The following is a 16,173-nucleotide window of genomic DNA, read 5'->3' on the forward strand; positions in this document are numbered from 1 at the left end:
TTACCCATTACTTATTTTCCATTTAACTTCAGCATCTGTGCTGCCATTGCTAAACTTTCCTCATATAAAACATCGCTGCCCCAATGTTGTAACTGTTGTGCCATCAAAGCTTCCGCCTTCTGATCCGTTAATGCTGTTACCTGCTCCGTTAGACAAGACTGCGCCTTACCGCCAGATTCTAAACGCATACAACCAGTAGTTTCAGAACACAAAATTGTGCAACAATTAATATCAGCATCAGGATTAGTTGAACCCAAACGTACACCGACTAAGTCCCCAGGAATTTCACCAAAATCAGCAGTAGGAATAGCTGCTAACTCAGCAAGAATTTCTTGATTATTTTGCCCATGAAATTTTATATGAGTAATATCATACTCACCACCCACTTCTGCATAAGAAACTGGTTTCCAATCAAGACGACTAGCAAACCAACCTAAAAACATGAGTGCTTGAGCAGCATTTCCTTTTTCATAGTCAAGTGTAATAGTGTCAACTTCCCATAAAGCCGCCCGTCGTTGGGGAGGATCAAAAGCAGCAGCAGTTAATTCTTGCCAAGCTGAAAGACGATGCCAGTTGAGATCGGCAATATAAGTTTCGTTATCAATCAACTCTTGCATCTTTAAAAACTCCGATTCTGGATCGGAAAAGTAGCAGGAGTCCATAATTATACAATTACTGGCCTCACACAAACTCCGAAATAGTTCCTGATCTATGTTGGGAGTTGCTTTCCACCATACGAATTTGGGTAGATCGGGAATCATTAATGATGTTACTGTTTCACCCACCCTTTCCATTGCTGATTTTGTTCCTCGTAGGGTAACGTATTCACTGCAAACAAGATTTGAGGTGCTTTTCTTCTGAATTGGGCAATAAGCAGATACTTGAGCTGTTACCCCTGTATCTTCTTCCCCAATATTTGGGCACAGAGTAACTATACGACAAGGGTTTTGAGCTGCGATCGCGTCTGCTAGACTAAATCCTCTAACATTAATGTTTGCGATTTTTTGTCGGTCTTCTGGTTGTTTGGCAAATTCCTCGCGCAATTTGGCTAGGGTGTTGGGATCTACTCTACCCGTGATTGGTAGTTGATATGTATTTTGTGCATTTCTAATTCCATCCCTGGTTTTTGGCCCATGAATTCCATCAATGGGGCCTTCGTAGAATCCTAATCCCCCCAGCAATTGTTGGAACTCTTCTGGTTCGTAAATTACCATGCTAAAGGTAGCAGCTCTGGTGGCAATGGGTGCTGCTTTTCCTCCATTTTGACTAAGCCAAATTTTACTTAATTCTTCTTCTATTTCTCCTAGAGAGATATCTTTTGGTTGTTGTAAGGCAACAATTGGTGTAGTCATTTTTTTGTTTGTCCTTAGTATTAGTTTTTCTTGATATAATCGTTGATAGTAATTATACTTGGTAATATTGTCCTGATTTTAGCACTTGTCCTTAGTCTTCGAGACTGATTTGAATATTTATGCCATACTTTCTTGGCTAACTATTACTAAGTAGATTGTTACCGAAAAATTGGGTTTAAAGCCCTTTTAGGGGGACTTTATGCTATAATTGAAAAAGCGGAAAGGTATTCAACCGCTCTAAAAACCTATAGCTACCTAACTTGTAGCGTTTGCACCTTGAAAATTAGAGTTATGGGGTTTTGTACACCGAATGCTTGTACTTAGGAATTGCTCTAAGCAACAAGTATCAGAGAACCAAAAATTTTGAGGTTTGAACTGTACCGTAGGGCATAGGTCCACAGGCTCTTGGAATAGAGCAAACGCGCAGGCGTGAGAACCATCTCTGGGCTAGGTATCGCAAGGTAATTAGTTTAAGTGGACTCAGTGAGCCAAGAATCCTGGTTTCAGGAGAATCTCCGTGCCTTTAGGCCGGAGAGTATGTCAATAAGTAGACTTTTGATTATATAGGGTAGCGTAAATTGGCAAATTATACCTATTTTACTAATTACAAGTTATTTCCTATTGCCCTGTAATTTAAACTTTTTTTAATAAATTTTACCCCGAATTTTTTAATCGCTAATCATATTATGTTGATGTTCAATAGTGTTTAGATATCTCTCAATCTAGTTAATCATTATTGCTCTGATTTTGATTGAATTTGATTTAAGTTACTTTTCCTAAAACCTCACACCTTATTCTGTATCATCAACTACACTTCCCAAATTTTGGATTTTTAGTTACCGAATAATTAAGGTTTAAAGCCTCTCCTTTAAATGAAAACCAAGTAAAGGAAAACCAAGTAAAATTTTTCCTTTGAGTCAACCCTCTTCTTTTTTTCAAGTTTTCAAAGATAGGTAATTGTTAATTATTCATTATTCATTATTAATTGTTGAATCACCTACTACCTAAAACCTAACAACTAAAGCCTTCTTTAAAGCATTTTGTTTTTGGTTTTACTAGAAATTAAAGCTACTAAATTATCAATATAAGGGCTAGCTTCCATTGGCATTACTTCCATACCATGGAGTACTTTTTGATTAAGAATAAAGTATACTAAAGAACCAACAAAAACTATAGCAGTTGCTTCTGGATCGTCAAGGTTTAATTCTTGATGTTCTTGCAAATATTTTGTCAGAATTTCTACTGCTGGTTTTGCTATTTGAGTTAAAAATAATTTGGATAAATCTGGATATTTTCCTGACTCAGCAATAATTAATCTGACAAATTCTAAATATTCAGTATCGTTGATGTTTTCTGTGAGTAATCTATCAGCTAAATTGCGCAATACTTGTTCCGGTTCTCCTTCAAGTGGTTGTGACCAAACAAAATTAAATTTTTTGGTAGCTACTCGCTTGACTAAGGCTTTGAATAATCCTTCTTTATCTGTGAAATGACTATATAGTGTCTGTTTCGATACTCCTGATGCTTTGGCTACTTTATCCATACTGGTACAAGCATAACCATTCTTCAGAAATTCTGGTATTGCTCCTCTTAATATTTGTTCTGCTTTGCCCACAGCATCCTGGCCTTGTTTTTTCAGCCTCTTGATTTTGGTCATTAACTTTTTTCCTTGAGATTTTTTTTCTTTCTGAGTTGACATTATCAAACAAGTAGTTATATATTATAAATATAATCAAACTATACGGTCTAGTCTAAGTATAGGAGTTAGTAATATGAGTATAATTTGTATCTCCATATTGGCAGGCACAATCGTCTTATCTGACACAATTATTAACGGTAAACTACAAGTCTCAAAGCGGTTGTTTAACTGGATAGAAAAAGTGAGCGATCGCTCCCACACAGAAGGCAATATTTCTGAAATGTCAGAATAATGTTGCTAGTGCCGCTACGCGGAAGTCAAAAGTCAAAATTCAAAAGTCAAAATTTAAAAGTATTGATTGGTAAAGCTTTTAGGATTTTGTAACTGGTTAGTTATTTCTGCCATCCTGCATTAGTAGTATTTAAGTATCAAAATTTTCACTACTAATGGCTAATGCCGCTAGGCGGAAGTCAAAATTCAAAATTCAAAAGTCAAAATTTAAAAGTATTGATTGGTAAAGCTTTTAGGATTTTGTAACTGGTTAGTTATTTCTGCCATCCTGCATTAGTAGTATTTAAGTAGGGTTTGCTGATTAAATCTCAAACCATTGACATATAAAGGTTTCAGCATGATTAGGTTGAAAAAAGTGCCCGCTTTTCGGTCAAGATAGCTCAAAAAGGAGCGCATTTTGTGCAAGAGTTGGGCAGAAAAATTCAGGGACAATTCTTCCAACTACATCCCCTGTAACTCCCATTTCTCCTGTCTCCTGTCTCCTGTCTCCTACCCCTACCACTCATACTTTTGAGCGCAAACCCTAAGTATCAAAATTTTCACTACTAATGGCTAATGCCGCTACGCGGAAGTCAAAATTCAAAATTCAAAAGTCAAAATTTAAAAGTATTGATTGGTAAAGCTTTTAGGATTTTGTAACTGGTTAGTTATTTCTGCCATCCTGCATTAGTAGTATTTAAGTATCAAAATTTTCACTACTAATGGCTAATATTAGTAAAGGAAGATAAATTAGCCTTCAAGAATTTAGAATTTAGAATTTAGAATTTAGAATTACCTCTCCTTGAAAAGAAGAGGTAATTATTAATTATTAATTATTAATTATTAATTATTAATTGTTTAATATTAGCCATTAGTATTTTTATTGGAGAAACTTCCCAAAGAGTTTTCTAGAGGTCATTTCAGTTATCAGTTTTTTGGTAAAATATAGACATACACTGTCAAGATGGAAAAATTATGCTTGAAAACTCTTCAATAATTAGTAAGTCTCCTGAAATTATGGGAGGTACCCCAGTTTTTGCTGGTACGAGAGTGCCAGTAGAAACACTTTTTGACTATTTAAAAGCAGGAGAGTCTATTGATGATTTTCTTGATGGTTTTCCTAGCGTTACTCAAGAACAAGTGATTGAATTATTAGAAGAAATAGGAAAACAAATTATTCGTATAGTGGCATAGAATGAAAATTCTTTTGGATGAATGTATAGATCTTCAATAATTGATAATTGATAATGGATAATTGATAATTACCTCTCCCTAAAACGAAGAGGATTGAATAAAAGGAAAATATTTTCTTGTTTCTCCTTCTTGCTCTTGCAGAAACACAATTTGATGTGTTTATTACAGTTGACCGTAACTTATCATTTCAGTTGAATTTACCACAGTTCAATATTGCAGTAATTGTTTTACAAGCACCTTCAAATCGTTTAGTAGATTTGAAAGTTTTAATGCCAAAAGTTATAGATGTTCTAGCTACAGTATCTAAAGGAGAAGCTAGAGTTATTAGTTTATAGAAGTAGAATTTTAAGAAAAAATTTTAGTTATTTTCATATTTACCTTTTAGGATTCAGAAAAAGTTAAAATAACTTTTGTAATAAATTTTTCAATTTTTTTGTTAGTTTGTTTATACTCCCCTTTTCCATCTACTAAATATTCGGGTACTTTTATATTCATTGCTAAACTAAAACCGTTCTCAATTTGTGAAAATAAGTTTAAATTTTGTTCAAACCTTAACATTAGGTTATTCTTTTCACGATTTTTAACTAGAAAATTAATATCATTGTCTTGAGACAAAAAGTTTTCAGAAATGTATTGTTTAGCTGATTCTATGTCTGGTAGAGATCCTTTAAATTCTGCTGATATTTTGTAGAGTTCTTTTTCTACACTTTTAGTAAAAGATTCTCCACCTATATTGAACAAGTCAAAAATACTAAAACTCGATTTCAAATTGAAATCTTTCTGAGAATCAAACTCTCGATCTTTTTGATTAATCAATTCAACTTTTTTCGCACCTAAGTAACCAGCAACTATTGTATAGTGTTGCCATTTTGTGAAAATAACTTCAGTCTTAATTTTTTCTGCATCAAATTTCAAATAATCGTTAGGATTATAGGCGTTTTGAATAAGAATATTCCCCGGCTCAATCAAACCTTTTTGCTGTAAGGATTGTAAAAAACTTTGACTACTTTCATCGTATAAATCAATAGATTCTTCTACGATACACAACCCATTTTTGGTTTTATTAGTATTTTTAATTAAAATTGAATCTCTTAATTTTCTATAAGCTGAATCATACTTAATTCTCTCAGGCATACCTGTAGGTAAAACTAAAATAACTTGACGTTTACCAGGATTATCAACTGGAATATTTGCTTCATATCCATAAGGAAAAGAATGTTCTCTTGTCATATATCTCCTTTATTTATCTCTTATTAGCCACATAATAATGTTATTTATAGCAATCAAAAATCCTACTAAAATTAACTCAATTTCACTAAAAAAGTATTTGATGATTATTAAAGCTAGTATTACAGGAGTAAAAATTTTTATTAATAGTTTACCTATGCGTAAAAATTTTCTTTTGTCTTGATTTTTATAATAAATATTACGCAAATTCAACTCTATGGTTTCTAACTGATTTTCTTGAATTGGCTGTTCAATTTTTTCAGCAAAGTCTTGAATTTTGTTCCGGATTTCAAAAATCCAGTCTTCAAAGTAGTAATTTAAAGATGATGCAGGTAATTTCCCTTTAATGCCTATTTTTGCCGGACGTTTAGTTGCATCTAACTTATTAGTCATAGCTTCAATATAAAAGTCTAAATTACTAGACAAAATATTTATTTGATTTTCTGTAACTTCCGCAATTCCAGCAACATTTAATTTATCAATACTTTTAATTACTTCTTGACCTTCTATACTATCCGAGTCAACTTTTCTGGTATTTTTGACAATATAAATAGGAATATTTTTATTGTAATTTACAATATAAAAATACAAATCAGTAGTCATGTTTCTTGTGAGATTAAGGATTTAAGTATTCCGTGAACTAATTCAGTGGCAAATTTTTGAGAAACGAGAGTTCCAGTGACCCATTTGATTTCTGTTTTTGGAAAATATAGACCACCAGTAATATCTGTAAAACGATCCCTAAAATATCTGTGATAATTTTTTTGATTACTTAAATAATGAGATACAGTTTCTTCATTATCAATTTCACCAAAATAATTACCAACTATAATTAACTTTGAGAATGAATTTCTTTGCCAGAGATTCAAGTCTCTTTGCCATTGGCTAATATTAGCAAAATCTAGTTCAAGAGCAGCTCTATATTTTCTTATTACATCATTGTCTTGAGTACCACCAATATCAAGTATTAAATCACTTCTAACAACATAAATAATACAATAACTCTGATTAAAAGTCTTCTTTTTGAATTGATAGAGCTCTCGTTGACCACCTACATCAAAAAAATTTCTTATTCTTATAATTTCTTTTGAACCGTGAAATTCGATTTTGATTTTTTCTTGTTTTTGACGCGTGCTTGTACTATCAATACCATGGACTAATTTATGGGTAAGGATAAACTTATACAACACTGATTTTCCGCAATTATCAACCCCTAAAATTCCCAGATTAATGCCAAATAAATCAATATCTATTTTGTCTAAAAATGAATTGTCATTTTTTAAACTTGTATGCCATTCCATATATATTCACTATTTTGAGATAGTAAGCAAGGAAGTTATGAAATTTATCTACACTATATTTAGCTTTTTAACCGAATAGTTAGCAAAAATAATTTCTCAAACAAATAGAATATAGGAGATATTTATTATCATCATAACCTAGTTATTTAGAAACTGTCTACAGACACCCTGTAAACCATTGTTTAATTATGTTGCAATTTAGATATTATTATTGATAATAATTTATAGAAATCAAAAATTTATCGGATTTACAGGCAACTTGCAAGTAGAAGCAAAAATTCAGTTCAAAGATTGATAAACCATAGACTTATCACCATAATTTTTCACAAAACCTCGACTCTGCATCACCCGTTCAAATAATTCGGTAGACAAACTATTTTCCACAGACCAAACACCTGGTTTATTCAATTTTCCAGACAAAATTAATTCAGCAATACCACCAGCACCAATACCTGTAACATTTGCAGTATCTTTATGTATAATTGACGAGCAAAAATCAGCTTTTTTCCCTGACTTTTTACCCATGACTTTTGCTTGAATTGCGACACCAGTACCACTATATTTATCTGTAAATTGAGTCATTTTATAACTGACTTGAGACAGAAATTCTATTACCCCTGAATTCTTTAACCAACTAACAGGAAATAAATGAGCAGTCATCCAAGTCAGATAATTATAAAAATCGGGAAATGAACCAAACTTTGTAGTTACAGTTTTCACAGGAAAAGAAGTAGCTAAAGTCAAAGATTCTGGCATATCGAACCAGTAAACACCTATTTTTCCGTAGGGAGATGGAAATTTAATAACTTGGCGATCGCTATAAGGTTTAACAGATTGCCATTTACCATTTATCCAGGCATCAAAATGATTTTGTAAACCTAAAAAAGTAGTCCGCATAACTGTTACTCCCGCTCCACCCGAACCACCTACTACATAACTTAAATGTATTTCCTCTGGTTCATCAAATTGTTCTACAGATTGACGAGCTAAACTATTAGAAATTCCTGGGAAAATCCCTGTATTAATAATTGCAGTAACTCCAGCTTGCTTGGCAGCTTCAGAATATTCTAAAGCTTTACGAGTAAACCCTCTAGAGTCACTAACATCAACATAATTAACACCAGCTTCGATGCAATTTTTCAGGACATTAGTATCGCGATAATGAAAGGGACCTGCACAATGAATAACTAAATTACCAGCAGATTTACTATAAGAATGAATAATATTTTTTACTCTTTCTTTGTCTGCTAAATCTAAAGCTAAATATTTAACTCCAGGAATAGGAATTTCTTTGATATTTACTTCTGATTTACGTCCGGTAATAGTAATTTCTGAGTTTGTATAAGTAGCTAAATCTCTAGCAACACTACTGCCAATTCTGCCGTATCCACCGATGATTAAAACTTGGTTAGTCATTTCAGTTATCAGTTATTATACCAAATTCAAGAAAGATTGTTACAGTAAAATTATAGATGCTTAACGGAATTGAAAAATATTCACTGTTTATTTCTTATACCTACCACCTACCACCTAAAACCTAATACCTTGAATAGCCAATGTAGCAATATTTTTTGAAAATGGTATTAGTTAATAGTACCTCTAGCTAAAGCCAGAAATCAGTTTTTCTAAATCATACTTGGTATGCAGCCTTATTTTTTAGTCATAATTAATATGAAATTATAGGAAACATCAAGACGTAAATTAAAAAGTATTAATTTTGTTTCCTCTATCAGAAACTAATACAGCTAATTTCCGGCATTATATCATCAGTAGTGGGTTGATATGATTAATCTTTAAAATCATTAATTTAACCAGAAATCGCCCCTATTATTTCAACATTTTAAGTGCATAAATTTACTACAAACTACAATATTATGATAAATTTTAGCAGACAGAATAAACTAGATTTCATCGAAGGACAAAAAAAGCAAAAAAAGTCGATATTAGCAGTAAACGTCTAATTGGAATTGCCCCCAGTCGTTGGGTAGAATGGGTGACAGAAATTACTAATATTACTGTCGAAGAAATTATTTCTTCAGACTTCCAGTGGGTAAGTCGAGAAGGAGATGTTTTGCTCAGTGTTTCAAGCACTGAACATGGAGAATTTCTGGTTCTCAATGAAATGCAATTAAGGTACAACACAGAAATGCCACGTCGGATGCGTGCTTATGCCGCATTAGCAGAAGAACAATACAAAAAACCCGTTTATCCTGTATTAATAAATATCCTCCAACCAAGAATACCCACAGAAATAGTCAATTGTTATGAATCAGAATTTCTCAATTTGAGAGCACATCAAGACTATCGAGTTATTAATCTGCGGGAAATAGAAGCACAAGAAGTTTTTCAACAACCTCTCCCTTCCCTACTTCCTTTTATTCCTATTCTTAAAAGTGGAGGAGAAGAAGCAACTGTCAGACAAGCATTACAACTTTTGCGGGAAGATGAACAACTTTTAGAGTTAGAAAATTTACTAGCATTTTTTGCTACATTTGTATTGAATACGGAAATAGTACAACAAATAATGAGGTGGGATATGGCAGTTTTACAAGAATCTCCTTGGTATCAACAAATCTTACAAGAGGGAGTAGCAATTGGTGAACAACGAGGTGAACAACGAGGTGAACAAAGAGGTGAACAAAGAGGAATTGAAATTGGTGAACAACGAGGAATAATTTCTGGAATAGAAATAGGATTAGAATTGAAATTTGGCGAATCGGGAAAAGAGATATTTTCAGAGATTAATTCTATTGAAGATACTCAGGTGTTAGAAACAATTCTGACCTCTCTCAAAACTGTGGAAACCATCGAACAATTACGGCAAATTTATCAGTCAGATTCTTAAAAAATATATTCTGAAAAAAGTGTGAGTTTTGTTTCCCTCCCTACTTCCTTTTCTTACCTTTCTTAAAGGTAGTGGGGAAAAGGAAACTGTTGGACAAAGGTACGATTAACAATTCTCAAAATTAGAAAAATTACTAGCATTTTTGGCTACCAATGTATATTGAATACTGAAAAAGTTTAATCTAGTAAAAATTAGAATTTTTTGGATAATCTAGAGTTGCTATTCAAATTTTCTCAATTCATTTTTTTACCTGAATTACCTGAAGACTACCACCAGCATATAAAACAGGTTTAGGTGAGTCAGTCTCAACTAAATTAAACCCTATTTCTTGTAATAAATTCCATATATTTGTATTAATAAAATTCCAAGAAGTTTCTGTTTCAAATAACCATAAAAATATGGCAAAACCAGGCCAAAAAAGAATATTGACCGGACGATGAAAATCAACAAAAGTAAAAATACCTCCTGGTTTAAGAATACGGTAAACTTCTTGAATAATTTGCTTTAATTGTTCATAATTCATCTCATGTAGAGCAGCACTGGTATGTACTAAATCAAATTGATTATTTGAGAATGGCATATCCTCAGCAAATGCCTCTACATATTTAGCCGACGGTACATTTTTTTTCGCTCTATTTATTGATAGTGGAGAAGCATCTAATCCTGTAACATTTTGAGAATATTTAACCAGAAAATTAGTTGCTTGACCACTACCACAACAAAGATCAAGTATTTGAGTATTTTGATCAATGGTTAAACCTTGTAAAGCTAGTTGACGAAACTTAGTTTCTCCACCAACACTAAGAGCTGCTAAACGGGAAATACCGTCATACAACCATTGATATTTGTAGCTCCACTCTCTTAAAATTGTTGCCATGATATTAATAAGTCAAAAGTTAAAAGTCAAAAGTCAAAAATCAAAAGTCAAAAGTGTATAAATTTTATCAAAATAATTGGGTCGCGCAACCCCGCCTTATTAAGGCGAAATATTTTTGCTTCCTTGCTCAAATCCCCTACTTCCCCTCCTGGCTCCCCTCCTGGGAGGGGCGGGGGTGGATTGGGGAGGGGCAGGGGTGGGTTAACTTCTGACTTATGACTTATGACTTCGTTAATTTTGAGCTAGTGCAGGATGGCAAAAATAACTAACCAGTTACAAAATCCTAAAAGCCTTACCAATCAATACTTTTGACTTTTGACTTTTGACTTTTGACTTCCGCAGTAGTTGACTCTTAACTCCTTGGAAAATATACTTAAGAAAATATTAATATGTTAAATTTAGTAACAAATATTAAAATTGGAGCCTGATTAATACTATGAGTCGTGTTGGAGTTTTATTACTTAATTTAGGTGGGCCAGAACAACTAGAAGACGTCCGTCCCTTTCTCTTTAATTTATTTTCTGACCCAGAAATTATTCGCCTGCCCTTTCCTTGGTTGCAAAAGCCTTTAGCATGGCTAATATCCACCCTACGCTTTCAAAAGTCCCAGGAAAATTATAAAGAAATTGGCGGTGGTTCTCCATTAAGATCCATTACCGAACAGCAAGGTTTGGCGATCGAAAAACAGTTAGAAGAAAAAGGATTAACAGCTCAAACTTATATAGGAATGCGTTACTGGCATCCTTTCACAGAAGAAGCTCTGGCTAGAATTAAGCGCGACCAAATAGAAAAGTTAGTAATTCTGCCACTTTATCCTCAATATTCTATCAGCACTAGCGGCTCTAGTTTTCGGCTACTCGATCAACTCTGGCAAAAAGACCCAGAATTACAGAACACTGAATATACCGTTATTGCCTCTTGGTATCAACGACCAGGATATATTCAGGCCATGGCAGAATTAATTACTCAAGAATTAGATAACTGTCCAAACTCAGAACAAGTACATATCTTTTTCAGTGCCCATGGTGTACCAGTTAGCTACGTTGAAGAAGCAGGAGACCCTTATCAGGCAGAAATTGAAGACTGTGTAGATAAGATTATGAAAGCTTTGAATCGTTCTAACCCTCATACCTTAGCTTATCAGAGTCGAGTAGGCCCAGTGGAATGGTTGAAACCTTACACTGAAGAGGCTATTCAAGAATTGGCGAATGGTGGGGTTAAAGATTTATTAGTAGTTCCCATTAGCTTTGTTTCCGAACATATTGAGACTCTGCAAGAAATTGATATGGAATATCGTGAGGTGGCAGAAGAAGCTGGAATTAGTAATTTTTACCGAGTGCCTGCTCTAAATACCCACCCAGTATTTATTAATGATTTAGCAGATTTGGTTGTTGAAGCCCTGGATGCTCCTACTCGTCTTTTTTCTGATGCCATCCAAATGAAAAAAATTATCAAAATGTATCCCCAAGAAAAATGGCAGTGGGGTTTGACTACCACCGCAGAAGTATGGAATGGACGGTTAGCAATGCTTGGGTTTATGGCTTTGTTGTTGGAATTAATCACTGGTCAAGGCCCCTTACACTTGGCTGGCCTACTTTAGGATGCTGGATGGGGACAATTCCTGTCTATTTTAACTGTCAAAGCTGTTAGCGCAGCTCCTCCGCAGGAGGCAAATGCTGGAGGTGAAAACCATAGCAGTAAACCCCAATACCAGCCAAGATTGCTCAAATTGTGGTGAAAAAGTCAAGAAAGAATTAAACATACGAACCCATTCTTGCCTACATTGCGGTGTTGTGATTGACCGCGACTTGTTTGCGTTTGCGTAGCATCCCATAGGGAAGCATGACCTAGGAAATGCAGCGATAAATATAAAAAATAGGGCGGCAGGGCATTCCGTTCTTAAAGCTCGTGGAGCCTGATGCAATGGCAGGGCAGGGAAACAAGAAGCCCACACTATAGCGCCAGCTTAGTGTGGGAGTATGTCACAATAGGGACATTTGGCATCTAGGGACGCCCTTTCTAAAATTAATCGATCGGGATTACTCTTATATAGCGTTCAGCTATCAGCATTCAGCTATCAGCTAGAGTCAAAACATTACAGTGAAAAGTTTTGAAGTTTCTTAGTTGTCCTAATCTTAATGTGTAGTGCTATATCTTTAAATATCTTTGCAGAAGAACACCATTTCTTTGTTTCTAACCCACATTCCGCACTTCAATTTGTAACATGAAAATCAGTATAAAATCCGTAGCTTGCTTAGGTATTTATACTATATAAATTATCTTCATTTACCTTGATTGGGAGTCAAATTCTCAGTTAAATTTTAAGCATAAATACTTACTGAATCGTTGACTCCTATTGACCAATATAATTTTCTTCTTACCGAATTATTAATTATTAATTATTAATAATTAAATAATTTGGGTTTAAAGCCTCCCCTTTTAAGGGGAAAAAAAAGAAATAATATCTCCTTATATTCAATCAAGAGCGGTTTTAACCAGAGGTAATTATCAATTAATGAATTCTGACTTTTGACTTTTGACTTTTGACTTTTGACTTGTATCTTTATGCTACGTTTTGTCGTGCGGAATGTAGGTTCTAATGTCCTTTATACCAGCGATACCAATCTTGATAGCTACGAATTGCTAGCCACAATAATAGTAAGGCAATTAATCCTCCTTGTTGTGGTGCGTCAAAGGCAAAAATTACCAGGCAAATACACAGAATATCTTGGACTAACAGCATCCAGACTGGCAAACCACGCCATCGATAAAACCATCCTACCTGAACAAGTTGCAGCACTAAAGCAAGTAAACCACCAACTACTCCCATCACGATCGTTATCCAGTCTTCTAAATGAGTAGCTTTAGCGATCGCCATGCTCATAATTGCTCCTACTATTGGACTGAATAGAAGTTGAATTAAATTTAGAATACGTTGGCCTAAAAGCTTTTTTGAGGCAAATATTTCAAATAAAGACCAACTAACTAAAACTCCCACTACTATTTGTGGGGAAATATTGGACAGCAGAGGTACTTTCGACCATAAGTCATTTTTCCATAAACCGATTAACAGTAATGGTAAGGCTATTCTGATACCTGCTGCTGCTGATGCAGACAAAGCTGCTAGGACTTCTACCATAATCAAAATGGAAAGTGTTATTTATACCAATTTTATGTGAGGCTGCACATAATTAGGGCTTGCTGATTAATTATAAAAGTATTGATATATAAAGGTTTGATCCTTTTTAGGGTCTAAAAAAGTACGCCTGTTTCAGTTGAAAACCCTCAAAAAGCTAGTATTTTCGGCTGACTATGGCAGAATAATCTTGGGAAAATTCTTACTCCTACCTCCTCTATAATTCCCCGTTCCTCCTGTCTCCTGTCTCCTGTCTCCTGTCTCCTGTCTCCTGTCTCCTACAAAGAGCAAAAAGACTTTTTCAGCAAACCCTAATTAGGTGTTAGGTCGTAGGTCGTAGGTTGTAGGTGTTAGGTATTATACCAATTTTATGTGAAGTGGCACAGGATGTAGGTGTTAGTTCCTAAGTGTTAGGCGATAATCGGTAGATGATAGGTGTTAGGTATTATACCAATTTTATGTGAGGTTGCACAGAATTATGAAATTTATTAACTTGTCTATCTCGATCTACACTCAATCCCGATCTAGATATTCTTCTATGCAACTTCTTATCAATTTGGTATAATGTCTACTTGATATATTTTTTTGCTTGCAAAGAAGGTAAGATTCTTTTATCGCCCTTGATATAATACCCAAAATCTACCACCTCAAACCTACAACCTAGCACCTCCTTCAATTTTCTTAATCATTACAGTGAATCAAGAGATTTATCATCTAAATACCAATACAATTTTATCGATTAAAATAGGTATTTATGTCAGATTCTTTATTTGCTGATGCTAGTCGTAGGTTAGAAAAAGCATTAAAATATGTCTCTCTTTCTGAAGATACAAAAGAGCGTCTCAAACATCCAAAAGCTAGTTTAATAGTATCAATTCCTGTCCGAATGGATGATGGTTCGTTACGAGTTTTTCAAGGTTATCGAGTTCGTTATGATGATACTAGAGGACCGACAAAAGGTGGTATTCGTTATCATCCAAATGTCTCTATTGATGAGGTAAAATCTTTAGCATTTTGGATGACTTTTAAATGTGCAGTTGTGAATTTACCTTTTGGTGGGGCGAAGGGTGGAATTACTGTTAACCCGAAAGAATTATCTCGGATGGAATTAGAACGTTTGAGTCGTGGATATATTGATGCGATCGCTGATTTTATCGGTCCTGATGTGGATATTCCCGCACCTGATATGTACACTAACCCGATGATTATGGGTTGGATGATGGATGAATATAGTATTATTCGTAGACAATTAATTCCGGCAGTTATTACAGGTAAACCTGTTACTATCGGTGGTAGTTTGGGCAGAAATACAGCAACATCAATGGGTGCTTTTTTTACTATTGAAACTATCATGCCCAAATTTGGCTATATTCCGGAAAAAACTACAGTTGCAGTACAAGGTTTTGGTAATGTAGGAGCATTTTTGGCAGAGTTACTTTGTCAAGCTGGTTATAAGGTAGTTGCTGTTAGTGATTCTCAGGGTGGTATTTATTCTCCACAGGGTTTAGATATTCCTAGTATTCGCCAATATAAGGAGTCTAATAAAGGTATTCAAGCTGTTTATTGTCAAGGTAGTGTTTGTAATATTGTTGAGCATCAAGTTTTGACTAATAAAGAACTTTTAGCTTTAGATGTTGATATATTAATTCCTGCTGCTTTGGAGAATCAAATTAATGAGGAAAGTGTCAAAGATATTAAAGCAAAATTTATCTTTGAAGCTGCAAATGGTCCGACTACTTCTGCTGCAGATATAATTTTAGAAGACCGTGGAATTTATGTATTTCCTGATATTTTGGTTAATGCTGGTGGTGTGACTGTAAGTTATTTTGAGTGGGTACAAAATCGGAGTGGTTTGTATTGGACTTTGGATGAGATTAATCAACGCTTGAAAGAAAAAATGTTGGCAGAAACAGAGCAAATTTGGCAAATATCTCAACAGTTTTCTATTTCGATGCGAACTGCTGCTTATGTGCATGGGTTAAATAGATTGGGAGAGGCAATAAATGCTAAAGGAACTAGATCGTATTATATGAAGGATTAATCTTATACCGAGAGTTTTAGATCATGTGTGGGGTAGCTGGGGAGATGGGGGGTGTGGGAGAAATTAAAAAATATATATTCTCACCATTACCATGCAGGACTACCACATATAGTAGGGGGTTAACGGCTGTTAACTCCCTACAAATGGTGTATGATTTCGTATGCGTGTGTAATATGATGTCCGGTTGAATAGTTATAAATAACAACAGAGGAGTCAGGAGATCCCCCCTAACCCCCCTTGAAAAGGGGGGAACTGGAAGTCCCCCTTTTTAAGGGGGATGCGCGGGGGATC

14 protein-coding genes and 1 pseudogene are annotated in these 16,173 nt (G+C 34.5%); 7 read left to right on the forward strand and 8 right to left on the reverse strand.

Annotated features, from left to right (window positions below):
* Nucleotides 1-11: 11 nt before the first annotated feature.
* Nucleotides 12-1,352, reverse strand: coding sequence for a glucose-6-phosphate dehydrogenase assembly protein OpcA (opcA, locus tag F6K54_RS13340; protein ID WP_293078222.1), 1,341 nt, complete (start codon nucleotides 1,350-1,352; stop codon nucleotides 12-14).
* A gap of 1,030 nt (nucleotides 1,353-2,382) precedes the next feature.
* Nucleotides 2,383-3,051, reverse strand: coding sequence for a TetR/AcrR family transcriptional regulator (locus tag F6K54_RS13345; RefSeq protein ID WP_293078224.1), 669 nt, complete (start codon nucleotides 3,049-3,051; stop codon nucleotides 2,383-2,385).
* A 73-nt stretch (nucleotides 3,052-3,124) separates the two neighbouring features.
* On the opposite strand from F6K54_RS13345, the gene F6K54_RS13350 reads away from it, so the two are divergent.
* From F6K54_RS13350 to F6K54_RS13360, 3 genes are all read left to right on the forward strand, one after another.
* Nucleotides 3,125-3,283, forward strand: coding sequence for a hypothetical protein (locus F6K54_RS13350; protein ID WP_293078226.1), 159 nt, complete (start codon nucleotides 3,125-3,127; stop codon nucleotides 3,281-3,283).
* Between the two features lie 953 nt (nucleotides 3,284-4,236).
* The gene (locus F6K54_RS13355) at nucleotides 4,237-4,455 is read left to right on the forward strand and encodes a DUF433 domain-containing protein (RefSeq protein ID WP_293078228.1); all 219 of its coding nucleotides are present in this window, start codon (nucleotides 4,237-4,239) and stop codon (nucleotides 4,453-4,455) included.
* A 116-nt stretch (nucleotides 4,456-4,571) separates the two neighbouring features.
* Entirely contained in the window at nucleotides 4,572-4,790 is a 219-nt protein-coding gene (locus F6K54_RS13360; protein ID WP_293078229.1) for a hypothetical protein, read from the forward strand.
* A gap of 46 nt (nucleotides 4,791-4,836) precedes the next feature.
* On the opposite strand, the gene F6K54_RS13365 is transcribed toward F6K54_RS13360, so the two are convergent.
* The 4 genes from F6K54_RS13365 to F6K54_RS13380 all read right to left on the reverse strand — a co-directional run bounded on the left by F6K54_RS13365 (nucleotide 4,837) and on the right by F6K54_RS13380 (nucleotide 8,399).
* Nucleotides 4,837-5,685 carry a hypothetical protein gene (locus F6K54_RS13365; RefSeq protein WP_293078231.1) on the reverse strand — a complete coding sequence of 283 codons (849 nt, stop codon included), beginning with the start codon at nucleotides 5,683-5,685 and terminating at the stop codon, nucleotides 4,837-4,839.
* Between the two features lie 9 nt (nucleotides 5,686-5,694).
* Nucleotides 5,695-6,285 (reverse strand): hypothetical protein, encoded by a 591-nt coding sequence (locus F6K54_RS13370; protein ID WP_293078233.1) that lies wholly within the window; start codon nucleotides 6,283-6,285, stop codon nucleotides 5,695-5,697.
* Nucleotides 6,282-6,983, reverse strand: a complete 702-nt coding sequence (locus F6K54_RS13375) for an ADP-ribosylation factor-like protein (RefSeq protein ID WP_293078235.1) — start codon at nucleotides 6,981-6,983, stop codon at nucleotides 6,282-6,284. Before F6K54_RS13375 ends, F6K54_RS13370 begins: the two co-directional genes overlap by 4 nt.
* Before the next feature lie 279 nt (nucleotides 6,984-7,262).
* Complete coding sequence (locus F6K54_RS13380) at nucleotides 7,263-8,399, reverse strand: saccharopine dehydrogenase family protein (RefSeq protein ID WP_293078237.1); 1,137 nt, start codon at nucleotides 8,397-8,399, stop codon at nucleotides 7,263-7,265.
* A 577-nt stretch (nucleotides 8,400-8,976) separates the two neighbouring features.
* Here F6K54_RS13380 and F6K54_RS13385 point away from each other — a divergent pair.
* Nucleotides 8,977-9,828, forward strand: coding sequence for a transposase (locus tag F6K54_RS13385; RefSeq protein ID WP_293078239.1), 852 nt, complete (start codon nucleotides 8,977-8,979; stop codon nucleotides 9,826-9,828).
* A 238-nt stretch (nucleotides 9,829-10,066) separates the two neighbouring features.
* Here F6K54_RS13385 and F6K54_RS13390 read toward each other — a convergent pair whose 3' ends face one another.
* Nucleotides 10,067-10,705 (reverse strand): class I SAM-dependent methyltransferase, encoded by a 639-nt coding sequence (locus tag F6K54_RS13390; protein WP_293078241.1) that lies wholly within the window; start codon nucleotides 10,703-10,705, stop codon nucleotides 10,067-10,069.
* Between the two features lie 436 nt (nucleotides 10,706-11,141).
* Between F6K54_RS13390 and hemH the strand changes: the two genes are divergently transcribed.
* Both hemH and F6K54_RS43775 read left to right on the forward strand, forming a co-directional pair.
* Complete coding sequence (hemH, locus tag F6K54_RS13395; RefSeq protein ID WP_293078243.1) at nucleotides 11,142-12,305, forward strand: ferrochelatase; 1,164 nt, start codon at nucleotides 11,142-11,144, stop codon at nucleotides 12,303-12,305.
* Nucleotides 12,306-12,624 (forward strand): annotated as a pseudogene (locus F6K54_RS43775) (zinc ribbon domain-containing protein); the annotation flags it as partial.
* A 677-nt stretch (nucleotides 12,625-13,301) separates the two neighbouring features.
* On the opposite strand, the gene F6K54_RS13405 reads toward F6K54_RS43775, so the two are convergent.
* Nucleotides 13,302-13,844: a DUF4126 domain-containing protein gene (locus F6K54_RS13405; protein ID WP_293078246.1), complete on the reverse strand. Its 543-nt coding sequence runs from the start codon at nucleotides 13,842-13,844 to the stop codon at nucleotides 13,302-13,304.
* 751 nt (nucleotides 13,845-14,595) lie between these two features.
* Between F6K54_RS13405 and F6K54_RS13410 the strand changes: the two genes are divergently transcribed.
* Entirely contained in the window at nucleotides 14,596-15,882 is a 1,287-nt protein-coding gene (locus tag F6K54_RS13410) for a Glu/Leu/Phe/Val dehydrogenase (protein WP_293078247.1), read from the forward strand.
* The last annotated feature ends 291 nt before the right edge of the window (nucleotides 15,883-16,173 follow it).

Origin of the sequence: Okeania sp. SIO3B5, from assembly GCF_010692555.1 — a bacterium.
Taxonomy (GTDB): Bacteria; Cyanobacteriota; Cyanobacteriia; order Cyanobacteriales; family Microcoleaceae; genus Okeania.

What these genes read in the sequence shown, in the direction of transcription:
- hemH (WP_293078243.1), top strand. Translation starts at nt 11,142, where the DNA reads ATGAGTCGTGTTGGAGTTTTATTACTTAATTTAGGTGGGCCAGAACAA.
- opcA (WP_293078222.1), bottom strand. Translation starts at nt 1,352, where the DNA reads ATGACTACACCAATTGTTGCCTTACAACAACCAAAAGATATCTCTCTA.
- F6K54_RS13390 (WP_293078241.1), bottom strand. Translation starts at nt 10,705, where the DNA reads ATGGCAACAATTTTAAGAGAGTGGAGCTACAAATATCAATGGTTGTAT.
- F6K54_RS13375 (WP_293078235.1), bottom strand. Translation starts at nt 6,983, where the DNA reads ATGGAATGGCATACAAGTTTAAAAAATGACAATTCATTTTTAGACAAA.
- F6K54_RS13345 (WP_293078224.1), bottom strand. Translation starts at nt 3,051, where the DNA reads ATGTCAACTCAGAAAGAAAAAAAATCTCAAGGAAAAAAGTTAATGACC.
- F6K54_RS13370 (WP_293078233.1), bottom strand. Translation starts at nt 6,285, where the DNA reads ATGACTACTGATTTGTATTTTTATATTGTAAATTACAATAAAAATATT.
- F6K54_RS13405 (WP_293078246.1), bottom strand. Translation starts at nt 13,844, where the DNA reads ATGGTAGAAGTCCTAGCAGCTTTGTCTGCATCAGCAGCAGCAGGTATC.
- F6K54_RS13410 (WP_293078247.1), top strand. Translation starts at nt 14,596, where the DNA reads ATGTCAGATTCTTTATTTGCTGATGCTAGTCGTAGGTTAGAAAAAGCA.
- F6K54_RS13380 (WP_293078237.1), bottom strand. Translation starts at nt 8,399, where the DNA reads ATGACTAACCAAGTTTTAATCATCGGTGGATACGGCAGAATTGGCAGT.
- F6K54_RS13350 (WP_293078226.1), top strand. Translation starts at nt 3,125, where the DNA reads ATGAGTATAATTTGTATCTCCATATTGGCAGGCACAATCGTCTTATCT.
- F6K54_RS13355 (WP_293078228.1), top strand. Translation starts at nt 4,237, where the DNA reads ATGCTTGAAAACTCTTCAATAATTAGTAAGTCTCCTGAAATTATGGGA.
- F6K54_RS13365 (WP_293078231.1), bottom strand. Translation starts at nt 5,685, where the DNA reads ATGACAAGAGAACATTCTTTTCCTTATGGATATGAAGCAAATATTCCA.